The sequence below is a fragment of the Gilliamella sp. App2-1 genome (assembly GCF_001690255.1).
Taxonomy (GTDB): domain Bacteria; phylum Pseudomonadota; class Gammaproteobacteria; order Enterobacterales; family Orbaceae; genus Gilliamella; species Gilliamella apicola_G.
The window spans coordinates 1-17,644 of the sequence record NZ_LZGR01000051.1 but is presented as its reverse complement, the minus strand read 5'-3'; the positions used below and the strand labels follow the sequence as shown (position 1 = coordinate 17,644).

Below are 17,644 nucleotides of genomic sequence, written 5' to 3'. Positions count from 1 at the left end.
TTTACCAAAAGTTATGCGATAAAATTCATTTCTGTATCCCTTGAAATTCATTTTTTTATTCCCATATAACAATACATCAATTAATCAAACCATTAAGCTATTTATGCTTAATTAATGTTAAAGATAATTTTACAAAGCGTCACCTAAACAAAAAGGTCAAATTTAAATATCGCTTATTTTATCTTTTATGTTACTTGAGCTAATTAATTATATTTGAGGTACTAATCAATGAGCAAAACAGGCACTGAAACTCGTGGATTTCAATCCGAAGTTAAACAAATTCTACATTTAATGATTCACTCTTTATATTCAAATAAAGAAATTTTTTTAAGAGAGCTTATTTCTAACGCATCTGATGCCGCCGACAAACTTCGTTTTAAAGCTCTTGAAAATCCAGATCTATATGCTGGTGATGGTGAACTTGGTGTGCGTATTTCTACCAATAAAGAAGCCGGTACTTTAACGATTGCCGATAACGGTATTGGTATGACGCGTGATGAAGTGATTGAAAACTTAGGTACTATTGCGAAATCTGGTACTAAGGCGTTTTTAGAATCTATTGGTAGCGATCAAGCCAAAGACAGCCAATTAATTGGTCAGTTTGGCGTAGGTTTTTATTCTGCTTTTATTGTTGCCGATAAAGTCACTGTTAGAACACGCGCAGCCACTGCAAAAGCTGACGAAGCGGTTATGTGGGAATCATCAGGTGAAGGCGAGTATACAATATCGGACGATAATAAAGAAACTCGCGGTACCGAAATCATTTTACACTTAAAAGAAGACGAAAAAGAGTTTTTAGACGATTGGCGCTTGCGTTCTATTATCAGCAAATATTCTGATCACATTTCACTTCCTGTTGAAGTGCAAACCACTGACGAAGAAAGCAAAGAAGTTAAATGGGAAAAAGTCAACAAAGCCCAAGCACTGTGGACGCGTAGCAAATCTGAAGTGACCGACGAGGAATATAAAGAATTTTATAAACACCTGTCACACGATTTTGCTGATCCACTAAGTTGGAGCCATAATCGTGTGGAAGGTAAGCAAGAATATACCAGCTTACTTTATATCCCAGCAAAAGCACCTTGGGATATGTGGAATCGCGATAATAAACATGGCTTAAAATTGTATGTGCAACGCGTATTTATTATGGATGATGCGGAACAATTTATGCCAAACTATTTACGTTTTGTAAAAGGCCTGATTGATTCAAATGATCTGCCATTAAATGTATCGCGTGAAATTTTGCAAGATAACAAAATTACCCAAAACTTGCGTAATGCGTGTACTAAACGTGTGTTACAAATGCTAGAAAAACTTGCCAAAGACGACAAAGAACAATATCAACAGTTTTGGAGTGAGTTTGGTTTAGTATTAAAAGAAGGTACCGGCGAAGACTTTGCTAACCGTGAAACGATTGCTAAATTACTTCGTTTTGCATCAACCCATACTGATAGCGATGCACAAACTGTGTCACTAGAGGATTACATTAGCCGTATGCAAGAAGGTCAAGAAAAGATCTACTTTATTACCGCTGACAGCTATGGTGCCGCTAAAAATAGTCCTCATCTTGAGCTATTCCGTAAAAAAGGCATTGAAGTCTTATTGTTGTCCGATCGTGTTGATGAATGGATGATGAGTAACTTAACTGAATTTGATAGCAAACAATTCCAATCTATTAGTAAATCAGACGAATCAATCGAAAAATTAGCTGATCAAGATAGTGAAGAGCAAAAACAAGTCGAAAAAGAACTTGAACCATTTATTGAACGTGTTAAAACCGTATTAGGCGATAAAGTGAAAGAAGTGAAATTAACCCATCGCTTAACCGACACACCAGCAATTGTCACCACTGCCGCTGACGAAATGAGCACGCAAATGGCTAAATTGTTTGCAGCAGCAGGTCAGAAAGCGCCGGAAATCAAATACACGTTTGAAATAAATCCAGATCATAAATTGGTTAAACGTATTGCCGATACGCAAGATGAAAGCGCATTTAACGATTGGGTTGAATTATTGCTTGATCAAGCTTTACTTGCTGAAAAAGGCTCGCTTAGCGATCCAAGTAAATTTATTCAAACCATGAATAAACTATTAGCGCAATAATAAGAAAATATTGACTAACTAGCCTCGATAAGTTAACTCTATCGGGGCTTTTTTATACTTGTAAAAAAAGGCCAACTATATTTTTTCAAATAGTATGATGTTTATCACACTTTTTTATTTTTTTGCTTCCGATTTTTTTATGCCGATTCATAATAAATAAACATAAGGAATTGATTATACCCAATGAAAGTTTATAAAATATTAAACAATAATGTTATTGTCACACTTGATGCCAAAGGCAATGAATTAATCGTCACCGGTCGTGGAATTGGATTTAAAAAACGTGAAGGCGATTTAATCGATCCTAGTCTCATAGAAAAGCAGTTTTCACTAGATAATAAAGAAACTTTCCCAAAGTTTGAAGAATTACTTTCAAAAATTCCCTTTGAAGTGTTAACTACATCCGAAGTTATCATTAATCATGCTAAACAGTGTATAGATGGCAGATTGCAAGACAGCATTTATATTTCACTGACTGATCATATCCATTTTGCCATTGAGCGCCATAAACAAGGATTTGATATACCCAATGGCTTTTTATGGGAAATTAAAAAGTTTTATCCTAAAGAGTTTCAGATCGGTTTATATGCGCTAGCAATAATAAAAGATCGATTATCAGTTGAATTACCTGAAGATGAAGCCGGTTTTATTACTTTTCATATCATCAATGCACAATTAAATGACACAATGCCCAATATTGTCAACTTGACTAAAATCATGCGCGAAATCCTCAATATTGTAAAATATCATTTTAACTTTGAATATGATGAAAACTGTCTATCTTATCAGCGCTTTGTTACCCATTTAAAATTTTTTGCGCATCGTATATCAAATCAACAATTCCAACCACATCAAGATACCTCTCTATATGAAATCATCCGTCAAAAATACGCGCAATCTTATTTATGTACTAAACAAATAGATTTACATTTGATACAGCAATATCAACATCCACTTTCTGATGACGAAAGTCTTTATTTAACCATTCATATTGAACGGTTACGCACTGAATTGAAAAAACAATAATGTGATATAAGTCACGATTTAATCATTACGATTAAACAATCTATACTCACTTTTCTTAAATCATGCTAATCTTAGCAAATCATTTTTGGATTGTTATTGCATAGTGAAATAACTAGCTATGCGAGCAAAACCTAAATTCCTTAAATTAAAGGGATTTAGGTTTTTTTTTGCATTAGAAAGGATAAGGTATGAAAAACAAACAACTTGCCGAATCAATTATTCAACATGTTGGGGGAAAGGACAATGTTATCAGCTTAGTGCATTGTGCGACTCGCTTAAGGTTTGTGTTAAAAGATGATAATAAAGCTGATGCAGATACATTAAAAAAACAGGTTGGTGTAATTACTGTTGTACAAAGTGGAGGACAATTTCAGGTCGTTATCGGTAATAATGTTGCAGATATTTTTAGCGATATCATGCAATTAACCAATCTTAATGAAAATCCTAGCTCAGAGACCAAGTCAGGCAAAAAATCAGGCGTGCTATCTAAATTGATTGATTTAGTTTCAGGTATTTTTATTCCTGCGCTAGCTATTCTTGTTGCAGGAGGAATTTTAAAAGGCTTAATATCTCTGTTACAAATACTTAATATCATTGCCCCTGAAACACCAACTTATAACTTCCTATTTGCCATTGCTGATGCACCATTTTATTACCTCCCTATTATTTTAGGTTTTTCTGCCGTGAAAAAATTCGGTGGCAATCCTTATGTTGGAATGGCTCTCGGTGGAGCTTTAGTTCACCCCAATATAGTCGGTATGATGAAAGGAGCTCTAGAATTACAAACTGAATTCTTCTCTATTCCAATTAATCTTATTCCCTATGCTTCATCTGTATTCCCAATTATTTTGGCAAGTTGGTTCTATTCACTATTAGAACGAAACTTTAATAAAATATTGCATGATTCGTTTAAAAAATTTATTTCTCCATTACTTGGCATCTTAATTACGGTACCTTTAACGTTTACGGTCATAGGTCCTATAGTATCAATTTTGAGTGATGCAGTTGCCTCGGGCATTATCTATATCTACCAACTTAATTCCGTTATTGCCTCAATGATTTTAGCCGCTGTTTGGCAAATCATGGTGATCTTTGGCGTTCATTGGGGATTAGTGCCATTTGCCATGAACAACATAGCGCTTTACCAAGAAGATTTCATGTTGCCAATTCTGTTCCCTGCAGTCTTTGCTCAAACTGGTGCAGCATTAGCTGTCATGTTACGATCTAAAGATAAACAATTTAAAGGGTTAGCAAGTTCTTCGGTATTGTCTGGCATTTTTGGCGTGACTGAGCCTGCAATCTATGGGGTCAATTTGCCATTAAAAAGACCATTTGTGATTGGTTGTTTATCTGCCGCTATTGGCGGTGCTATTGTTGGTTGTTATCACTCTGTAGCCTATTCATTTGGCTTTATTAGTATATTTGCATTTTTACAATTAATCCCACCAGAAGGTATAGATGAAAGATTTTATGCTGTTGTCGTTGCTTCAATTCTATCATTTACCATTGCGTCATTAGCCACTTACTTTTTTGGTATAGCTAAAGATAAATCGAAAACTAATGAAAGCGATAATTTATCGCCTAATAATATAGATAATGAAAACATTGAGAAGCAAAATAATACTACGATTTACAGCCCAATGACTGGAAAAGTCTTTGCATTAAGTGAGGTTAACGATCCCACATTTGCCAGTGAATTAATGGGTAAAGGTACAGCTATCATTCCTACAATTGGACAAGTTGTAGCGCCTGATGATGGTGAGGTCGTGTCACTATTTAGAACCAAGCACGCAATTGGTTTGCAAACTGACTCCGGAGCCGAAATATTGATCCATATTGGTATCGATACCGTTAAATTAGACGGTCAATATTTCCAGGCTCATATCAAAGCAGGTAACAAAGTAAAAAAAGGCGATTTATTAGTTAGTTTTGATATAGAAGCAATTAAGCAGGCTGGTTTTGAAGTGACCACGCCAATCATTATTACAAACAGTGATAACTATCAAGACATACTACCTATATTCAAACAAGATAATATTCAAAGTGGAGAGGCTTTATTAGCGTTATCCCAAAATAAGGAGTAAAACATGCCAACAAAATTTCCTAGTAATTTTCTTTGGGGCGGTGCTATTGCCGCCAATCAAGTTGAAGGGGCTTACCGTACAGATGGTAAAGGTTTATCTACATCAGATTGTACACCAAATGGCTTATTTGGTGACATCATTAATCGAAACGAAACCAATATTACAAGCATAAAAGATAACGCTATCGATTTTTATCATCGTTACCCAGAAGATATTGCCCTATTTGCTGAAATGGGTTTTACCTGTTTACGAACATCAATTGCTTGGACACGTATATTCCCGAATGGCGACGAAGAACATCCTAATGAAGCGGGGCTAGCCTTTTATGATAAATTATTTGATGAAATGGCAAAGCACAACATCACGCCATTAGTCACTTTATCACATTATGAAATGCCCTATTATCTGGTCACTCAATATGGCGGTTGGGGCAATCGTAAAGTAATTGAATTCTTTACTCGTTATGCTAAAACCGTTTTTGCACGTTATAAAGATAAAGTTAAATATTGGTTAACCTTCAATGAAATCAACATGTCATTACATGAACCTTTTACGGGTGTAGGCTTGGATAGAAACAGCACTAAGCAGCAAATCTACCAAGCTATCCATCATCAATTGGTTGCTAGTAGCCGAGCGGTTAAACTTTGTCATCAAATGATTGCTGATGCCAAAATTGGGAATATGCTATTAGGTGCAGTGGCTTACCCGCTTACCCCAAAACCGGAAGATGTTTGGGCAACTCATCAAGAAAATCATGGTTGGCTATTTTTTGGTGATGTGCAAGTTCGTGGTCATTACCCAACTTATATGAATCGCTTTTTTAAAGAAAATAATATTAAGCTTGAGATCACCGAACAAGATAAACAAGATCTAAAAGAAACCGTCGATTTTGTTTCATTTAGCTATTACATGAGCTGTTGTGCAACATCCGATGAGTCTCAGAAAACCAAAGGTAATATTTTAGATATGGTACCTAATCCTTATCTTAAATCATCCGAATGGGGGTGGCAGATCGATCCAACTGGGATTCGTTATCTCCTTAATTTACTTTATGAACGTTATCAAAAACCACTATTTATTGTTGAGAATGGCTTGGGTGCCAAAGATAAATTAGAAGCAGACGGCACTATCAATGATGATTATCGAATTAACTATATGAATGATCATTTAGTACAAATTCGTGAGGCTATTAATGATGGCGTTGAAGTCATAGGCTATACCAGTTGGGGGCCAATAGACCTTATCAGTGCATCAAAAGCCGAAGTGACTAAACGTTATGGCTTTATCTATGTTGATTTAAACCAAGATGGTACAGGTACGTTAAATCGCCTCAAAAAGAAAAGCTTTTATTGGTATCAGTCCGTGATTTCATCAAAAGGTGAAAATTTAAAATAGTAAGATAACTTAGGGGGATTATGCTTAGCAACTTCCCCCTTTATTTCATTCAAAATAAACAGATCAACATAGAAGCAGATACCAGTAAAAAGAGAACAATATAAAAAAATAATTGAATCAATTTAATAATTAAAATCGTTTTGCTATATACAAACAGGAATAGGTTAAGAAAATAACAATGAAAATCAAATATCTCACAATGATGCTACTGGGGATATCGAGCTCTTCGGCATCGGCAAATGAACTAACGAATAATTCACTCTTCGATAATCTATTTTTTAAAAATTCTAAGTTTGAATTTTCTACTCGTAATCATTGGAAGTATTTAAAAGAAAATGCAGCCCAACAAAAAGAGGTACACAGCGCTTGGGGGCAAGTATTCACTTTGGATTATAAATCAGGCTTCTTATTCAACACTATTGGTTTTGATGTCACATATGATAATGTAATAAAATTAGGTGCTAGTGATTATTTTGCAACACGTAATTTACTTTATAATGATGGTAAAAGTTATAACAAACATTATGCCCATGGTTTTAATAAAATGACCCAACGTTATGCAAAAATTAAATTTGACAATAATGCCATTCATTTCAACGGTAAAATTGGCTGGCATAGTTTGAAAAATTTTGGAATAATAAGTTCATCTAAACACCTTACTCGCAATAGTTATCTGGGTTATAGCGGAATTCTAAAATATGATAATATTTACTTATCGTTAGCTTATATAGATAGCACATTACCTCGAGAATCCGCCAGAAAAGTACATTTTTTAACCAAAGATAGTAAAAAAGTCATTAATAATATTTCAACAGTTGAAATCGCTTATAAAGATAAAGATCTTACTTTAGATTATTCTTATGGTGTTGCCAAAGACTATCTAAGACGCCATGTTATTGAATTATCCTATAAACCAATGCAAAAGTTGATTTTAGGCGGGCAATTCTACGGTAGTTATGCGCTTGATAATTATGATTCTATGAAGCAAAACAAAAAAGAGTTTGAAAATCATGCGTGGCATTATGCAACTGATATAGAATGGAAAGAAAAAGATTGGAGTGTTAAAATCGGATTAGCTTACACTGATGCTAATAAACACAATGCAATTGGGCATTATAATCGGCATTTAGGCAAAAATACACGGGCTCGTTTTAATGGTTTGGCTGCTGCAGGTGCAGACTATTTACGCGATGGTGAACTAGTGCTAACCACTGTAATGAGCTATGATTTTGTTAAAGATAATAGCACAGGCTTATATATGAATTATGGTCAATTTAACTACAAACATAATACATTGAAAAATGGCGAAATAAACGTTTTCGATATATGGAGACCAACTAGTAGTGCATTTAAAAATCTTTCTATTTTATCAAAGGTTGGTTATGGATGGTCTTATAAAACATTAAGTACCTCAGACCTTACGCCAAAACTTAGACACGGAAAATATCAACGTTCACCTTCACTTTCAGCAGAAACCGTTATTGATTACAAATTTAACTTATTATAAAGAGGACAGAAAAATGAAAAAATTTATTATACTAACCAGCTCGTTAATTATTTCAATATTAAGTGTATCGCAAGCTTTTGCTGATGATATTTATCTTTATGTGGCTCGACATGGTAAAACCATGTTTAATAATGTTCATCGTGCACAAGGGTGGTCAGATACGCCTTTAACAAAACCTGGTGTTGAAGTGGCCGAGCAATTAGGTCAAGGTTTAAAAGATGTTAAATTTATTTCGGCTTATTCTAGTGATTTAGGTAGAGCACGCCAAACAGCTCGCATTGTTTTAGAAACCAAAGGCGATCAAGTTCAAATTAATGAAATGGAAGGATTGCGTGAAGTCTGTTTTGGAGATTTTGAAGGCGATCTTGACCCTAATATGTGGAATCCTGCAGCCCAACACTTAGGTTATGCATCAGATAAAGATCTAATGGCAGATATGGCAAAAGGTAAAGTTACCCTAAAAAAAATGATAGATGCTATTGCTGCAGTTGAAAAATCTGGTGAGGCTGAAAACTATAATAAAGTAAAAACACGCATGCAGTCTTCATTAAAAACCATTGCCGAATCAGCCAAAGCACAAGGCGGTGGTAATGTTTTAGTGGTATCACACGGTATGGCAATTACAGCTATGGTTGAAGAATGGCTAGATAAACCAATTACGGCAGGATTAGGCAACGCCAGTATCACTAAAATTCGTTACACCGATGACGGTAAATTTATCGTTGAAAGCCTTGGCGACATGAGCTACGTAGAAAAAGGTAAAAATCAAGCTAAATGATTTTAAACATATGGCTCGTCAATGAGCCATATTCCTTTTTACCATTCATGTACAATATTGATAGATAAATTTGTCGTATTTATCACTATAAAAAAGCATCATTTTTATAGAAAATTATAAAAGGTCAATATGTTTTATTTATGTAATTATTCATCTCCCATGGGATTAATTACCTTGGTTAGCCAACAAAATAAGCTAGTTGGTGCATGGATTGAAGGACAAAAATATTTTGGCGATATAGTCAGTGCACAAAAAGAAGAAAAACCTAATTTGCCTATTTTTAATTCTACAAAAAAATGGCTTGATGATTATTTTTTAGAAAAGAAACCAAATCTATATCAGCTAGAGCTTGCGCCAAACGGTACACCTTTTCGACATTTAGTATGGAAAATCTTATGTGAAATCCCATATGGTAAGGTCACAACTTATGGCGATATCGCAAAACAGATTGCACTAAAAACAGACAAACCACACATGTCTAATCAAGCAGTGGGTGGTGCTGTTGGTCATAATCCAATATCAATTATCATTCCTTGCCATCGGGTCATTGGTGCTAACGGCAATTTAACGGGTTACGCTGGGGGGATTGATAAAAAAATCCAACTGCTACAACACGAAGGCGTCGACACTACGCCTTTTTTTGTTCCTAAAAAATGAGCGTGTATAAAACATAACCTAAAAAATAAAAAACTTCAGGTATAATATTGATTTTATGTGATTTTTTAAAACACACTATAATTAAGCAACGTAATAAATATAGGCATAATGAGAGTCAATAAAAAACCTTGGGCAATAGCTGCAGGAACAATGGTTATCCCTCCTCCTTTTTGTAGCATTGGTAGTGTAAAGTCCATTGATGTTGCACCACACAATCCTAATGTTGTGAATTTAAAACGCTTAATCAATGTAGGAATTAAAATAATTGCGCACAATTCTCGTAACATATCATTTAAAAATGTAGCACTACCAATAATTGGCCCGTGCGCTTCTGTCATTAAAATACCTGACAATGAATACCAGCCAAAGCCAGATGACATGGCAAGACCAACGCGAACAGGCAAGTTTAAAATAAATGAAGCAACGATCCCGCCCAATAAAACGCTCATTACAACCAATATGGATGTCGTCATCCCAACTTTATTGAGTAAAATTTGCTTAATCGAAATATTATTACTACGTAATTGAATTCCGACTAAAAATAATAAAAAAACTAGGATAATTTGAGTTACATTTTCAGCATATTGCCAAATAAATAATGGTAATAATCCACAAATAAACCCAACAATTAATGCAATACACACACGTAATGATTCAAGAATCATCTTAAAATGTGACGTATAAGTTTGATTTAAATTTTCACTTTTGGAGGTGGAAAAAAAATCCAACATCATTAAAACAACAAAATTCCCGCCGAACGTGCAAATAAAAAGAATAATTGCATAGCATAAAATAACTTGCAAATTAGTGGTTAAATTATCCAACTGTGCAAGTTCGGCTCCCATAATGAACAAAATAAGATATATCATCCAACTCAAAATTAGATTAATTTTTGTTAGCCAATTACTATTTTTTATTTTAATTAAATAACCTATACAAAGCGGCACTAGCGCAATAAGAATGCCAAAATACATATTTTATTCCTTAACTATCCATTCATTAATTTTTAAATTATTGAATCAAGTATACGTTTTAATCTATTAATGCTAATAATTATGTTAATGATGCTAAATTTTGTTCAATATTAAATTGAAGCTGATCCAATAAAGCATAGCGGTTACGGTATTCTGAACGTTTTTTACTGGCAATTTCTTCAATTGTTTTTCGATTAATTTGGTTTGGTAGTATAAATAAACCATTGGTATCTGGTTTTCCATCAAGGGTTAACCAAAAATCGTCATAATCAGACAACACTCGTTCTTGACGGCTATTGTAACGCCAATTGTTATAGATATGTGTTTTATTACCTACAGCAACAATTTGCGTTAATTGATAGTAACGTGCAACGGTTAATGCAGCTTCAACTGCAACACGTTTAGGGAATAGCCCATAACAGGCTTTAGTTGCTTTTTGTACACGAGTACGTGCGTCATCGTGACCTGTACCTTGTAAACCAGCAATAAAGAGCGTTGGCTTACCTTGATATTCAACAATTGAAAACGTTAAAGTGGTTAAATCAATCCCATCACTATCATAAAAATAAAGGCTTACTTCGCCTTCTCTGGCAAATTTGTTACGAGCTTGAACCGCAATTTGGATATTTGTTTCATTTTTAACAATAACATTAGCCAAAACAAACGGCGAATCTGGATTATAAAAAGCTTTGGTTACGCTGTCGGGTTGTTTTGCTAAAAAGTCATAATGATAGGCTAATGCAGCATAGCGTACTTTTTGGCTTAAACAAGATGCTAAATAAGGTCGCTGTAATTTGCATGGTAAATTAGTTTGGCACGAAAGATAATAACCAAGTAATGGGTATTGTCTTAATTTATTAAGCCATTTTAGAGTAATTGGGCTTAAGAATAAGGTTCTTAAAAAAAACTTATAACGATAGGTCGGGTTAAGCCATAATTCATTTAGTGGTAATTTACCAGCATAGAGCCAGTTAAAGAGTTGCCATTTACTTTTTGGCCGAGACATATTCGTAATATTATTCATAAGTAGAACTTTAAATCGAGTTAGTTATTTTATCTATTATAGAGTGGCTAAATTAATCAATATGCATTATTTATTAATAAGCCATAAAAAAATCAAACATTAAGAGTACAACACAACCTTATTCGGCGCAACTATTCCTACATCAAGTAATGTTTAAATTATATGAAAATAAAAAAACGGTGAACTAGTCACCGTTTTTTTAAGTGATAATTATAGTTTATAAAAAACTAATTATTGACCTTTAACTTCTTTTAAACCGTTGAATGGCGCTTTTGAACCTAAAGCTTCTTCAATACGGATCAATTGGTTGTATTTAGCAACACGGTCAGAACGGCTCATTGAACCTGTTTTGATTTGCCCCGCCGCTAAACCTACAGCTAAATCAGCAATTGTTGAATCTTCGGTTTCACCACTACGGTGAGAGATAACTGCTGTATAACCTGCATCTTTCGCCATTTTAACCGCAGCAATAGACTCGGTTAATGTACCGATTTGGTTTACTTTAACTAAAATAGAGTTAGCGATACCTTTTTCAATACCTTGTTTGAAGATTTTAGTATTGGTTACAAATAGATCATCACCGACTAATTGGATTTTGTGACCTAGAGCTTTAGTTTGGTATGCCCAACCTTCCCAATCACTTTCATCTAAACCATCTTCGATTGATACGATTGGATATTGTTCAGTTAAACCTTCTAAGTAGTGAGTAAATTCTTGCGCAGTGAATTCTTTATTACCCTCACCTTTTAATACGTATTTACCTGTTTCTTTGTTATAGAATTCAGAAGCTGCACAGTCCATCGCTAAAGTAATGTCTTTACCTAATACATAACCAGCTTTTTCTACTGCTTCTTTAATGCAAGCTAATGCTTCAGCATTTGAATCTAAGTTAGGCGCAAAACCACCTTCGTCACCCACTGCAGTATTCATGCCTTTAGCGTGTAATACTTTAGCTAAGTTGTGGAATACTTCAGAACCCATGCGGATTGCTTCACGTACTGTTTTAGCACCAACCGGTTGAATCATAAATTCTTGTAAGTCAATGTTGTTATCAGCGTGTTCACCACCGTTGATGATGTTCATCATTGGTAATGGCATCGAGTATTGACCTGGCGTACCATTAAGGTCAGCAATGTGTTGATAAAGAGGAACACCTTTAGCTGCCGCAGCTGCTTTAGCCGTTGCTAAAGATACAGCAAGAATTGAGTTAGCACCTAAGTTAGATTTGAAATCAGTGCCATCTAAATCAAGCATGATTTGGTCGATAGTAGCTTGATCTAAAGCATCTTTACCAACAACTGCTTTTGCAATTGGGCCATTTACGTTTTCAACTGCTTTTAATACGCCTTTACCTAAAAAGCGAGACTTGTCACCATCACGAAGTTCTAACGCTTCACGTGACCCCGTTGATGCCCCAGATGGCACGATTGCAAGGCCAACAAAACCTCCTTCTAAATGAACTTCGGCTTCAACAGTTGGATTACCACGAGAGTCGATGACTTCACGACCATGTACTTTAACGATTTTTGCCATGTTATTTTCCCTCTATATGACAGATATATTAATAATGTTAATTCAAAACTATTTTTGTTGCTGCTCTTGATAAGCTTTGGCAGCTTTAATAAAACTACTAAAGAGTGGATGTCCATCCCTTGGCGTTGAAGTGAATTCTGGATGGAACTGACACGCAACAAACCATGGATGATCTGGTATTTCGATGATCTCAACTAGCTTTCTATCCGTTGAAAGACCGGTGACCTTTAACCCAGCTTTAACCACTTCAGGTAATAAATTGTTGTTTACTTCGTAACGATGTCGATGACGTTCGGCAATCGATTCATTTTTATACATACCGTATACTAATGAATTTGGTTCTAAATGGCAAATCTGCGAACCTAAGCGCATTGTGCCCCCTAAGTCACTATTTTCATTGCGTTGTACTACATTTCCCGATTCGTCGCTCCATTCTGTAATTAAAGCAATGATTGGATTTGCACAATCTTTGACAAATTCGGTTGAATTAGCATCTTTAATACCTGCAACATTACGTGCATATTCGATCATAGCCACTTGTAAGCCAAGGCAAATACCTAAATATGGAATTTTATTTTCGCGCGCATAGCGAGCCGCCATGATTTTACCTTCAACGCCACGATAACCAAATCCACCTGGAATTAAGATCGCATCTAAACCTTGCAGTAAATCAGTTCCACGTGATTCAAGATCTTCTGAATCAATATAACGGATATGCACAGTTAAACGATTTTTCAATCCACCATGTTTTAACGCTTCATTAACTGATTTATAAGCATCTGGTAAGGCGATATATTTACCCACCATACCAATAGTCACTTCACCCACTGGGTTGGCTTCTTCGTAAATCACCTGTTCCCATTGCGATAAATCGGCTTCTTTACATTCAAGATTGAATCGTTTACAAACAAAAGTATCTAAGTTTTGTGATTTTAATAATGCAGGTATTTTATAAATAGAATCGACATCTTTCAGTGAAATAACTGCACGCTCAGGAACATTACAAAATAGTGCGATTTTAGCTCGTTCGTGTGCAGGAATAATGCGGTCGGAACGACAGATTAATACATCCGGTTGAATACCAATTGACAGTAACTCTTTTACTGAATGTTGCGTAGGTTTAGTTTTAACTTCGCCAGCAGATGCTAAATAAGGTACTAACGTTAAATGCATAAATAACGTGTGCTCACGCCCCACATCTACGGCTAACTGACGGATCGCTTCTAAAAATGGAAGTGATTCAATATCACCTACTGTGCCACCAATTTCAACAATCGCAACATCAAAACCTTTTGCCCCATCAATTACACGTGATTTAATTGCATTAGTGATATGAGGAATAACTTGAACTGTTGCTCCTAAATAATCACCACGGCGCTCTTTACGTAATACATCGGAATAAATGCGACCTGTAGTGAAGTTATTTTTTCGCGTCATTTTAGTGCGAATAAAACGTTCATAATGACCTAAATCCAGATCGGTTTCAGCACCATCTTCAGTCACAAACACTTCACCATGTTGAATAGGACTCATTGTACCCGGATCGACATTAATGTAGGGATCGAGCTTGAGCATGGTGACATTTAAATTGCGGGCTTCCAAGATTGCAGCGAGTGAGGCTGCGGCAATGCCTTTACCAAGAGAAGAAACGACACCGCCTGTAACAAAAATATAATTCGTGACCATTAATACCAGACCATTATTAATTTAATTAGAACAATATTGCATCGATTTTAAAGAATCAAAACCAATACAACATACAAGAATCAGACGGGAATGCAGTATAGCAGAATCCGCCTTGTCTCACAATTGAATAATTAGCTTTAACTAATTCTTTTAAAAGAGTGTCACCAAATTTATTCTTATGTTTTAAAATGGCCCTTTTTAATCAGCCTTGCTTATTATATCGGTAACAGCTTGTTAAACTTTTGAATTAGATTCTACACCTATCTGTGCATTTTTTGTATTTTATGTGATCTTAAAAAAACCGTTTGTTTTAACTTTAATATTAAAGAGGTAATTAGATAATTTTTATTGCATGATTATCATCGTCAACATTCGATATTAAATTTTCAGCCTCTTAACTAATATAAAAAACCCTATAAACATTTTTAATGTTTAACAAACTGAATTTATTAACAAAATACCGAAAAACAAGCTGAGTTATCTTGCCAATAATGACTTACCTCATTTTTAATGCTTAATTAATTCAGTACTTGTTTTTATATCACCTTACAGTCTATAACTAGCGGTCAACAAAAAGGCTCTAGGTGTACCCGGCATACTACTTGAACGCCAATACTCTTTACCCAGTAAATTAGTGAATGCTAAAGTTACATCAAAGTAGCGAGATTGATAACCAACCGCAGAATTCCATACGGTATAACCAGGGCGTTTAAATTCGTTCTTATCATCGTTATACATCGATCCTTTATAATTAAGTTCCACTTCAATAAACCAATTATCGTAAGGTAAATAACGAACGCTTAAATAACCACTATGCTTAGCCGTGTTAGGCAAATATTTGTTCTAATTGGCTGGTGTTTTTTTATCTTTATGGACTTTGGCTTGTTGATAACCAATACCGCTATTAATGTACCATTTTGATGCCAGCTGACCAATAGCGCTTAGCTCAATGCCTTGGCTACGATCGCTCCCTTTTACCTGCCAATTATAAGGATCATTAACGGCATCCGGCTAGTAACGGACATTATATAGTTCGAGATCATAAAGGGCGATTTGAGAGGAAAGTTTATCAGCTAGCCAATCGCTTTTAATTCCCACTTCATATTGACGCGAATATTGGGGTTTATCATCATAAACTGTTTTTGAGTTGGTCGAAATTGTAATAAGACCTCGACCTCCATAAGGTGCAAAATTTTTACTATAAGAAGCATAAAAACTCTGCGATTCCACAGGTTGCCAAATTAAACCAAATCGAGGACTTAACGAGTGCCCATCATATGAACGGTTTTGATGTTTTAATTTGTCATTTGATGCAAAATTATAATTATCGTAACGTAATCCTGCTAATAATTTCCATTGTGCTGTAAAACTAATTAAGTCTTGCCAATAAAATCCTTTCGATGTGGCTTTATGATTAGTTTTAGTATTCAATTTACTATAATGAGGCTTTTTGGAATGCCAATGCGGATGAAACGGATCAACCACCTCTGGATAAACGTTGGTTAAGGCTAATCTTGGTTGGCGCTTTTCAATGTTATATTCAATACCAATAAGCATATCATGAACAATACTTGCTGTATTAAATTTACCCATTAAATCAGCAGTGTTACTATATGTCTTATTAGCAGTTTCTTGCCAAGCTCGGCGAAATTGCAATTTACCTTGATGATGACAATCTTTACCATTATTCAGTTTGCCATTTAAATGACAATAATTACCTGCATAAATGTGATCAAAATTTTGAGACGCTTGACGGTATTGATTGGTTAATTTAATAGACCAGTCATGGTTGAATTCAAATCCCATGACAGAACGTAATGAACGATAATTATCTTTCACATAATCATTAGAATGAGCATAGGCCGTTTTAATCGATACGCCTTTAGGTAAATCATAATAAGCCGGTGTCCTATCAGGCTTACGCCACAAATTATCATGAGTATATTGAACTAACCAATTAAATCCATCTAAATTATCATAAAGTATACTTGGTGAGACCATTGTATCCCTTTGCTTAATGCCTTTACGAAAGCTTCTGTTTGATTGATGATCAACAGTCATTCGCATCGCAAGTTTATCATGTAAAACGTGATTGATATCCACCATACCGCCATACTTATCCCATGAACCGCTACGTAAGCTTAAAATCGAAGGCGAATCAAAATTAGCTTGTTTACTAATCATATTAATGATGCCACCACCCGACCCACGTCCATAAAGCACAGATGCCGGGCCTTTTAACACTTCAATCCGTTCTATGTTTGCGGTACTTTGCCTAACCTGTCCACTTGCACGAACACCATCACGATAAATATCACCAGAACTTGCTGAAAAACCACGGATTTTTATACCCTCATCTCTCATATCATAAGTTGTATCAACGCTTGGCAATTTATTGATTATCACATTGAGATCGTTTTGCCCGTAAATTTTTTGTTGCTCTAGGTTAACAGAATTAATCGTTTGAGGAATATCTTTGATATCAAAAGGCATTTTTGTTGCTGTTGATGATTTTTTTATCCGCTGATCATTATTATCCTTAATGCTAGCAAAAACTTTCATCGTCTCGATATTAGTATCGTCATTCAATTTTTCTTGTGCTCCAACAATAGCCGATGTTGTGCTCAATACCCCTAATATAGCTAATTGATTCACTAATTTCATTATTTGTTCACTCTATCGTTTATTATTTTACTTTATTAATTAAAACTAGAACAACAAAATAATGATAATAATTATCATTTTCATAATCAACTTATATTATATTTTTTAACTATTACTGTAAATTAAGCAACAACGGTAATGGATAATGATAGGGGGAAAACAAAACAATGGGTACTTTAATATCTTGACAATCAAAACTATTATCAAAACAAT

At 34.9% G+C, this 17,644-nt stretch carries 13 protein-coding genes; 7 read left to right on the top strand and 6 right to left on the bottom strand.

The window, feature by feature from the left end; translation table 11 throughout:
* Positions 1 to 228: 228 nt before the first annotated feature.
* From htpG to A9G22_RS06925, 7 genes are all read left to right on the top strand, one after another.
* Positions 229 to 2,103, top strand: a complete 1,875-nt coding sequence (gene htpG, locus A9G22_RS06955) for a molecular chaperone HtpG (RefSeq protein WP_075508580.1) — start codon at positions 229 to 231, stop codon at positions 2,101 to 2,103.
* A gap of 183 nt (positions 2,104 to 2,286) precedes the next feature.
* Positions 2,287 to 3,129, top strand: coding sequence for a BglG family transcription antiterminator LicT (gene licT, locus A9G22_RS06950; RefSeq protein ID WP_065586202.1), 843 nt, complete (start codon positions 2,287 to 2,289; stop codon positions 3,127 to 3,129).
* A gap of 188 nt (positions 3,130 to 3,317) precedes the next feature.
* Positions 3,318 to 5,213, top strand: a complete 1,896-nt coding sequence (locus A9G22_RS06945; protein WP_075508579.1) for a beta-glucoside-specific PTS transporter subunit IIABC — start codon at positions 3,318 to 3,320, stop codon at positions 5,211 to 5,213.
* Positions 5,214 to 5,216: 3 nt separating this feature from the next.
* The gene (locus tag A9G22_RS06940; RefSeq protein ID WP_075508578.1) at positions 5,217 to 6,608 is read left to right on the top strand and encodes a glycoside hydrolase family 1 protein; all 1,392 of its coding nucleotides are present in this window, start codon (positions 5,217 to 5,219) and stop codon (positions 6,606 to 6,608) included.
* A 178-nt stretch (positions 6,609 to 6,786) separates the two neighbouring features.
* Positions 6,787 to 8,115 (top strand): OprD family outer membrane porin, encoded by a 1,329-nt coding sequence (locus A9G22_RS06935; protein ID WP_065586199.1) that lies wholly within the window; start codon positions 6,787 to 6,789, stop codon positions 8,113 to 8,115.
* A gap of 13 nt (positions 8,116 to 8,128) precedes the next feature.
* Complete coding sequence (locus A9G22_RS06930; RefSeq protein ID WP_075508577.1) at positions 8,129 to 8,893, top strand: histidine phosphatase family protein; 765 nt, start codon at positions 8,129 to 8,131, stop codon at positions 8,891 to 8,893.
* A 159-nt stretch (positions 8,894 to 9,052) separates the two neighbouring features.
* Positions 9,053 to 9,550, top strand: coding sequence for a methylated-DNA--[protein]-cysteine S-methyltransferase (locus A9G22_RS06925; RefSeq protein ID WP_218058764.1), 498 nt, complete (start codon positions 9,053 to 9,055; stop codon positions 9,548 to 9,550).
* 65 nt (positions 9,551 to 9,615) lie between these two features.
* Here the strand turns inward: A9G22_RS06925 and A9G22_RS06920 are convergent, their stop codons facing one another.
* The 6 genes from A9G22_RS06920 to A9G22_RS06895 form a co-directional block, all read right to left on the bottom strand.
* Positions 9,616 to 10,524: a lysine exporter LysO family protein gene (locus tag A9G22_RS06920; protein WP_075508575.1), complete on the bottom strand. Its 909-nt coding sequence runs from the start codon at positions 10,522 to 10,524 to the stop codon at positions 9,616 to 9,618.
* 79 nt (positions 10,525 to 10,603) lie between these two features.
* A complete protein-coding gene (locus A9G22_RS06915; RefSeq protein ID WP_065586195.1) occupies positions 10,604 to 11,548 on the bottom strand; it encodes a VirK/YbjX family protein in 945 nt (314 codons plus the stop codon).
* Between the two features lie 231 nt (positions 11,549 to 11,779).
* Positions 11,780 to 13,081, bottom strand: a complete 1,302-nt coding sequence (gene eno / locus A9G22_RS06910) for a phosphopyruvate hydratase (protein WP_065586194.1) — start codon at positions 13,079 to 13,081, stop codon at positions 11,780 to 11,782.
* 48 nt (positions 13,082 to 13,129) lie between these two features.
* Positions 13,130 to 14,767 carry a glutamine hydrolyzing CTP synthase gene (gene pyrG / locus A9G22_RS06905; RefSeq protein WP_065586193.1) on the bottom strand — a complete coding sequence of 546 codons (1,638 nt, stop codon included), beginning with the start codon at positions 14,765 to 14,767 and terminating at the stop codon, positions 13,130 to 13,132.
* A gap of 546 nt (positions 14,768 to 15,313) precedes the next feature.
* Positions 15,314 to 15,601 (bottom strand): TonB-dependent receptor domain-containing protein, encoded by a 288-nt coding sequence (locus tag A9G22_RS11540; protein WP_065586192.1) that lies wholly within the window; start codon positions 15,599 to 15,601, stop codon positions 15,314 to 15,316.
* A gap of 177 nt (positions 15,602 to 15,778) precedes the next feature.
* On the bottom strand, positions 15,779 to 17,431 hold the full coding sequence (locus A9G22_RS06895; RefSeq protein ID WP_075508574.1) for a TonB-dependent receptor: 1,653 nt from the start codon (positions 17,429 to 17,431) through the stop codon (positions 15,779 to 15,781).
* Between the last annotated feature and the right edge of the window lie 213 nt (positions 17,432 to 17,644).

Bases quoted from the DNA above. Each gene is read 5' to 3' on its own strand.
- htpG (WP_075508580.1), top strand. From the start codon at position 229: ATGAGCAAAACAGGCACTGAAACTCGTGGATTTCAATCCGAAGTTAAA.
- licT (WP_065586202.1), top strand. From the start codon at position 2,287: ATGAAAGTTTATAAAATATTAAACAATAATGTTATTGTCACACTTGAT.
- A9G22_RS06945 (WP_075508579.1), top strand. From the start codon at position 3,318: ATGAAAAACAAACAACTTGCCGAATCAATTATTCAACATGTTGGGGGA.
- A9G22_RS06940 (WP_075508578.1), top strand. From the start codon at position 5,217: ATGCCAACAAAATTTCCTAGTAATTTTCTTTGGGGCGGTGCTATTGCC.
- A9G22_RS06935 (WP_065586199.1), top strand. From the start codon at position 6,787: ATGAAAATCAAATATCTCACAATGATGCTACTGGGGATATCGAGCTCT.
- A9G22_RS06930 (WP_075508577.1), top strand. From the start codon at position 8,129: ATGAAAAAATTTATTATACTAACCAGCTCGTTAATTATTTCAATATTA.
- A9G22_RS06925 (WP_218058764.1), top strand. From the start codon at position 9,053: ATGGGATTAATTACCTTGGTTAGCCAACAAAATAAGCTAGTTGGTGCA.
- A9G22_RS06920 (WP_075508575.1), bottom strand. From the start codon at position 10,524: ATGTATTTTGGCATTCTTATTGCGCTAGTGCCGCTTTGTATAGGTTAT.
- A9G22_RS06915 (WP_065586195.1), bottom strand. From the start codon at position 11,548: ATGAATAATATTACGAATATGTCTCGGCCAAAAAGTAAATGGCAACTC.
- eno (WP_065586194.1), bottom strand. From the start codon at position 13,081: ATGGCAAAAATCGTTAAAGTACATGGTCGTGAAGTCATCGACTCTCGT.
- pyrG (WP_065586193.1), bottom strand. From the start codon at position 14,767: ATGGTCACGAATTATATTTTTGTTACAGGCGGTGTCGTTTCTTCTCTT.
- A9G22_RS06895 (WP_075508574.1), bottom strand. From the start codon at position 17,431: ATGAAATTAGTGAATCAATTAGCTATATTAGGGGTATTGAGCACAACA.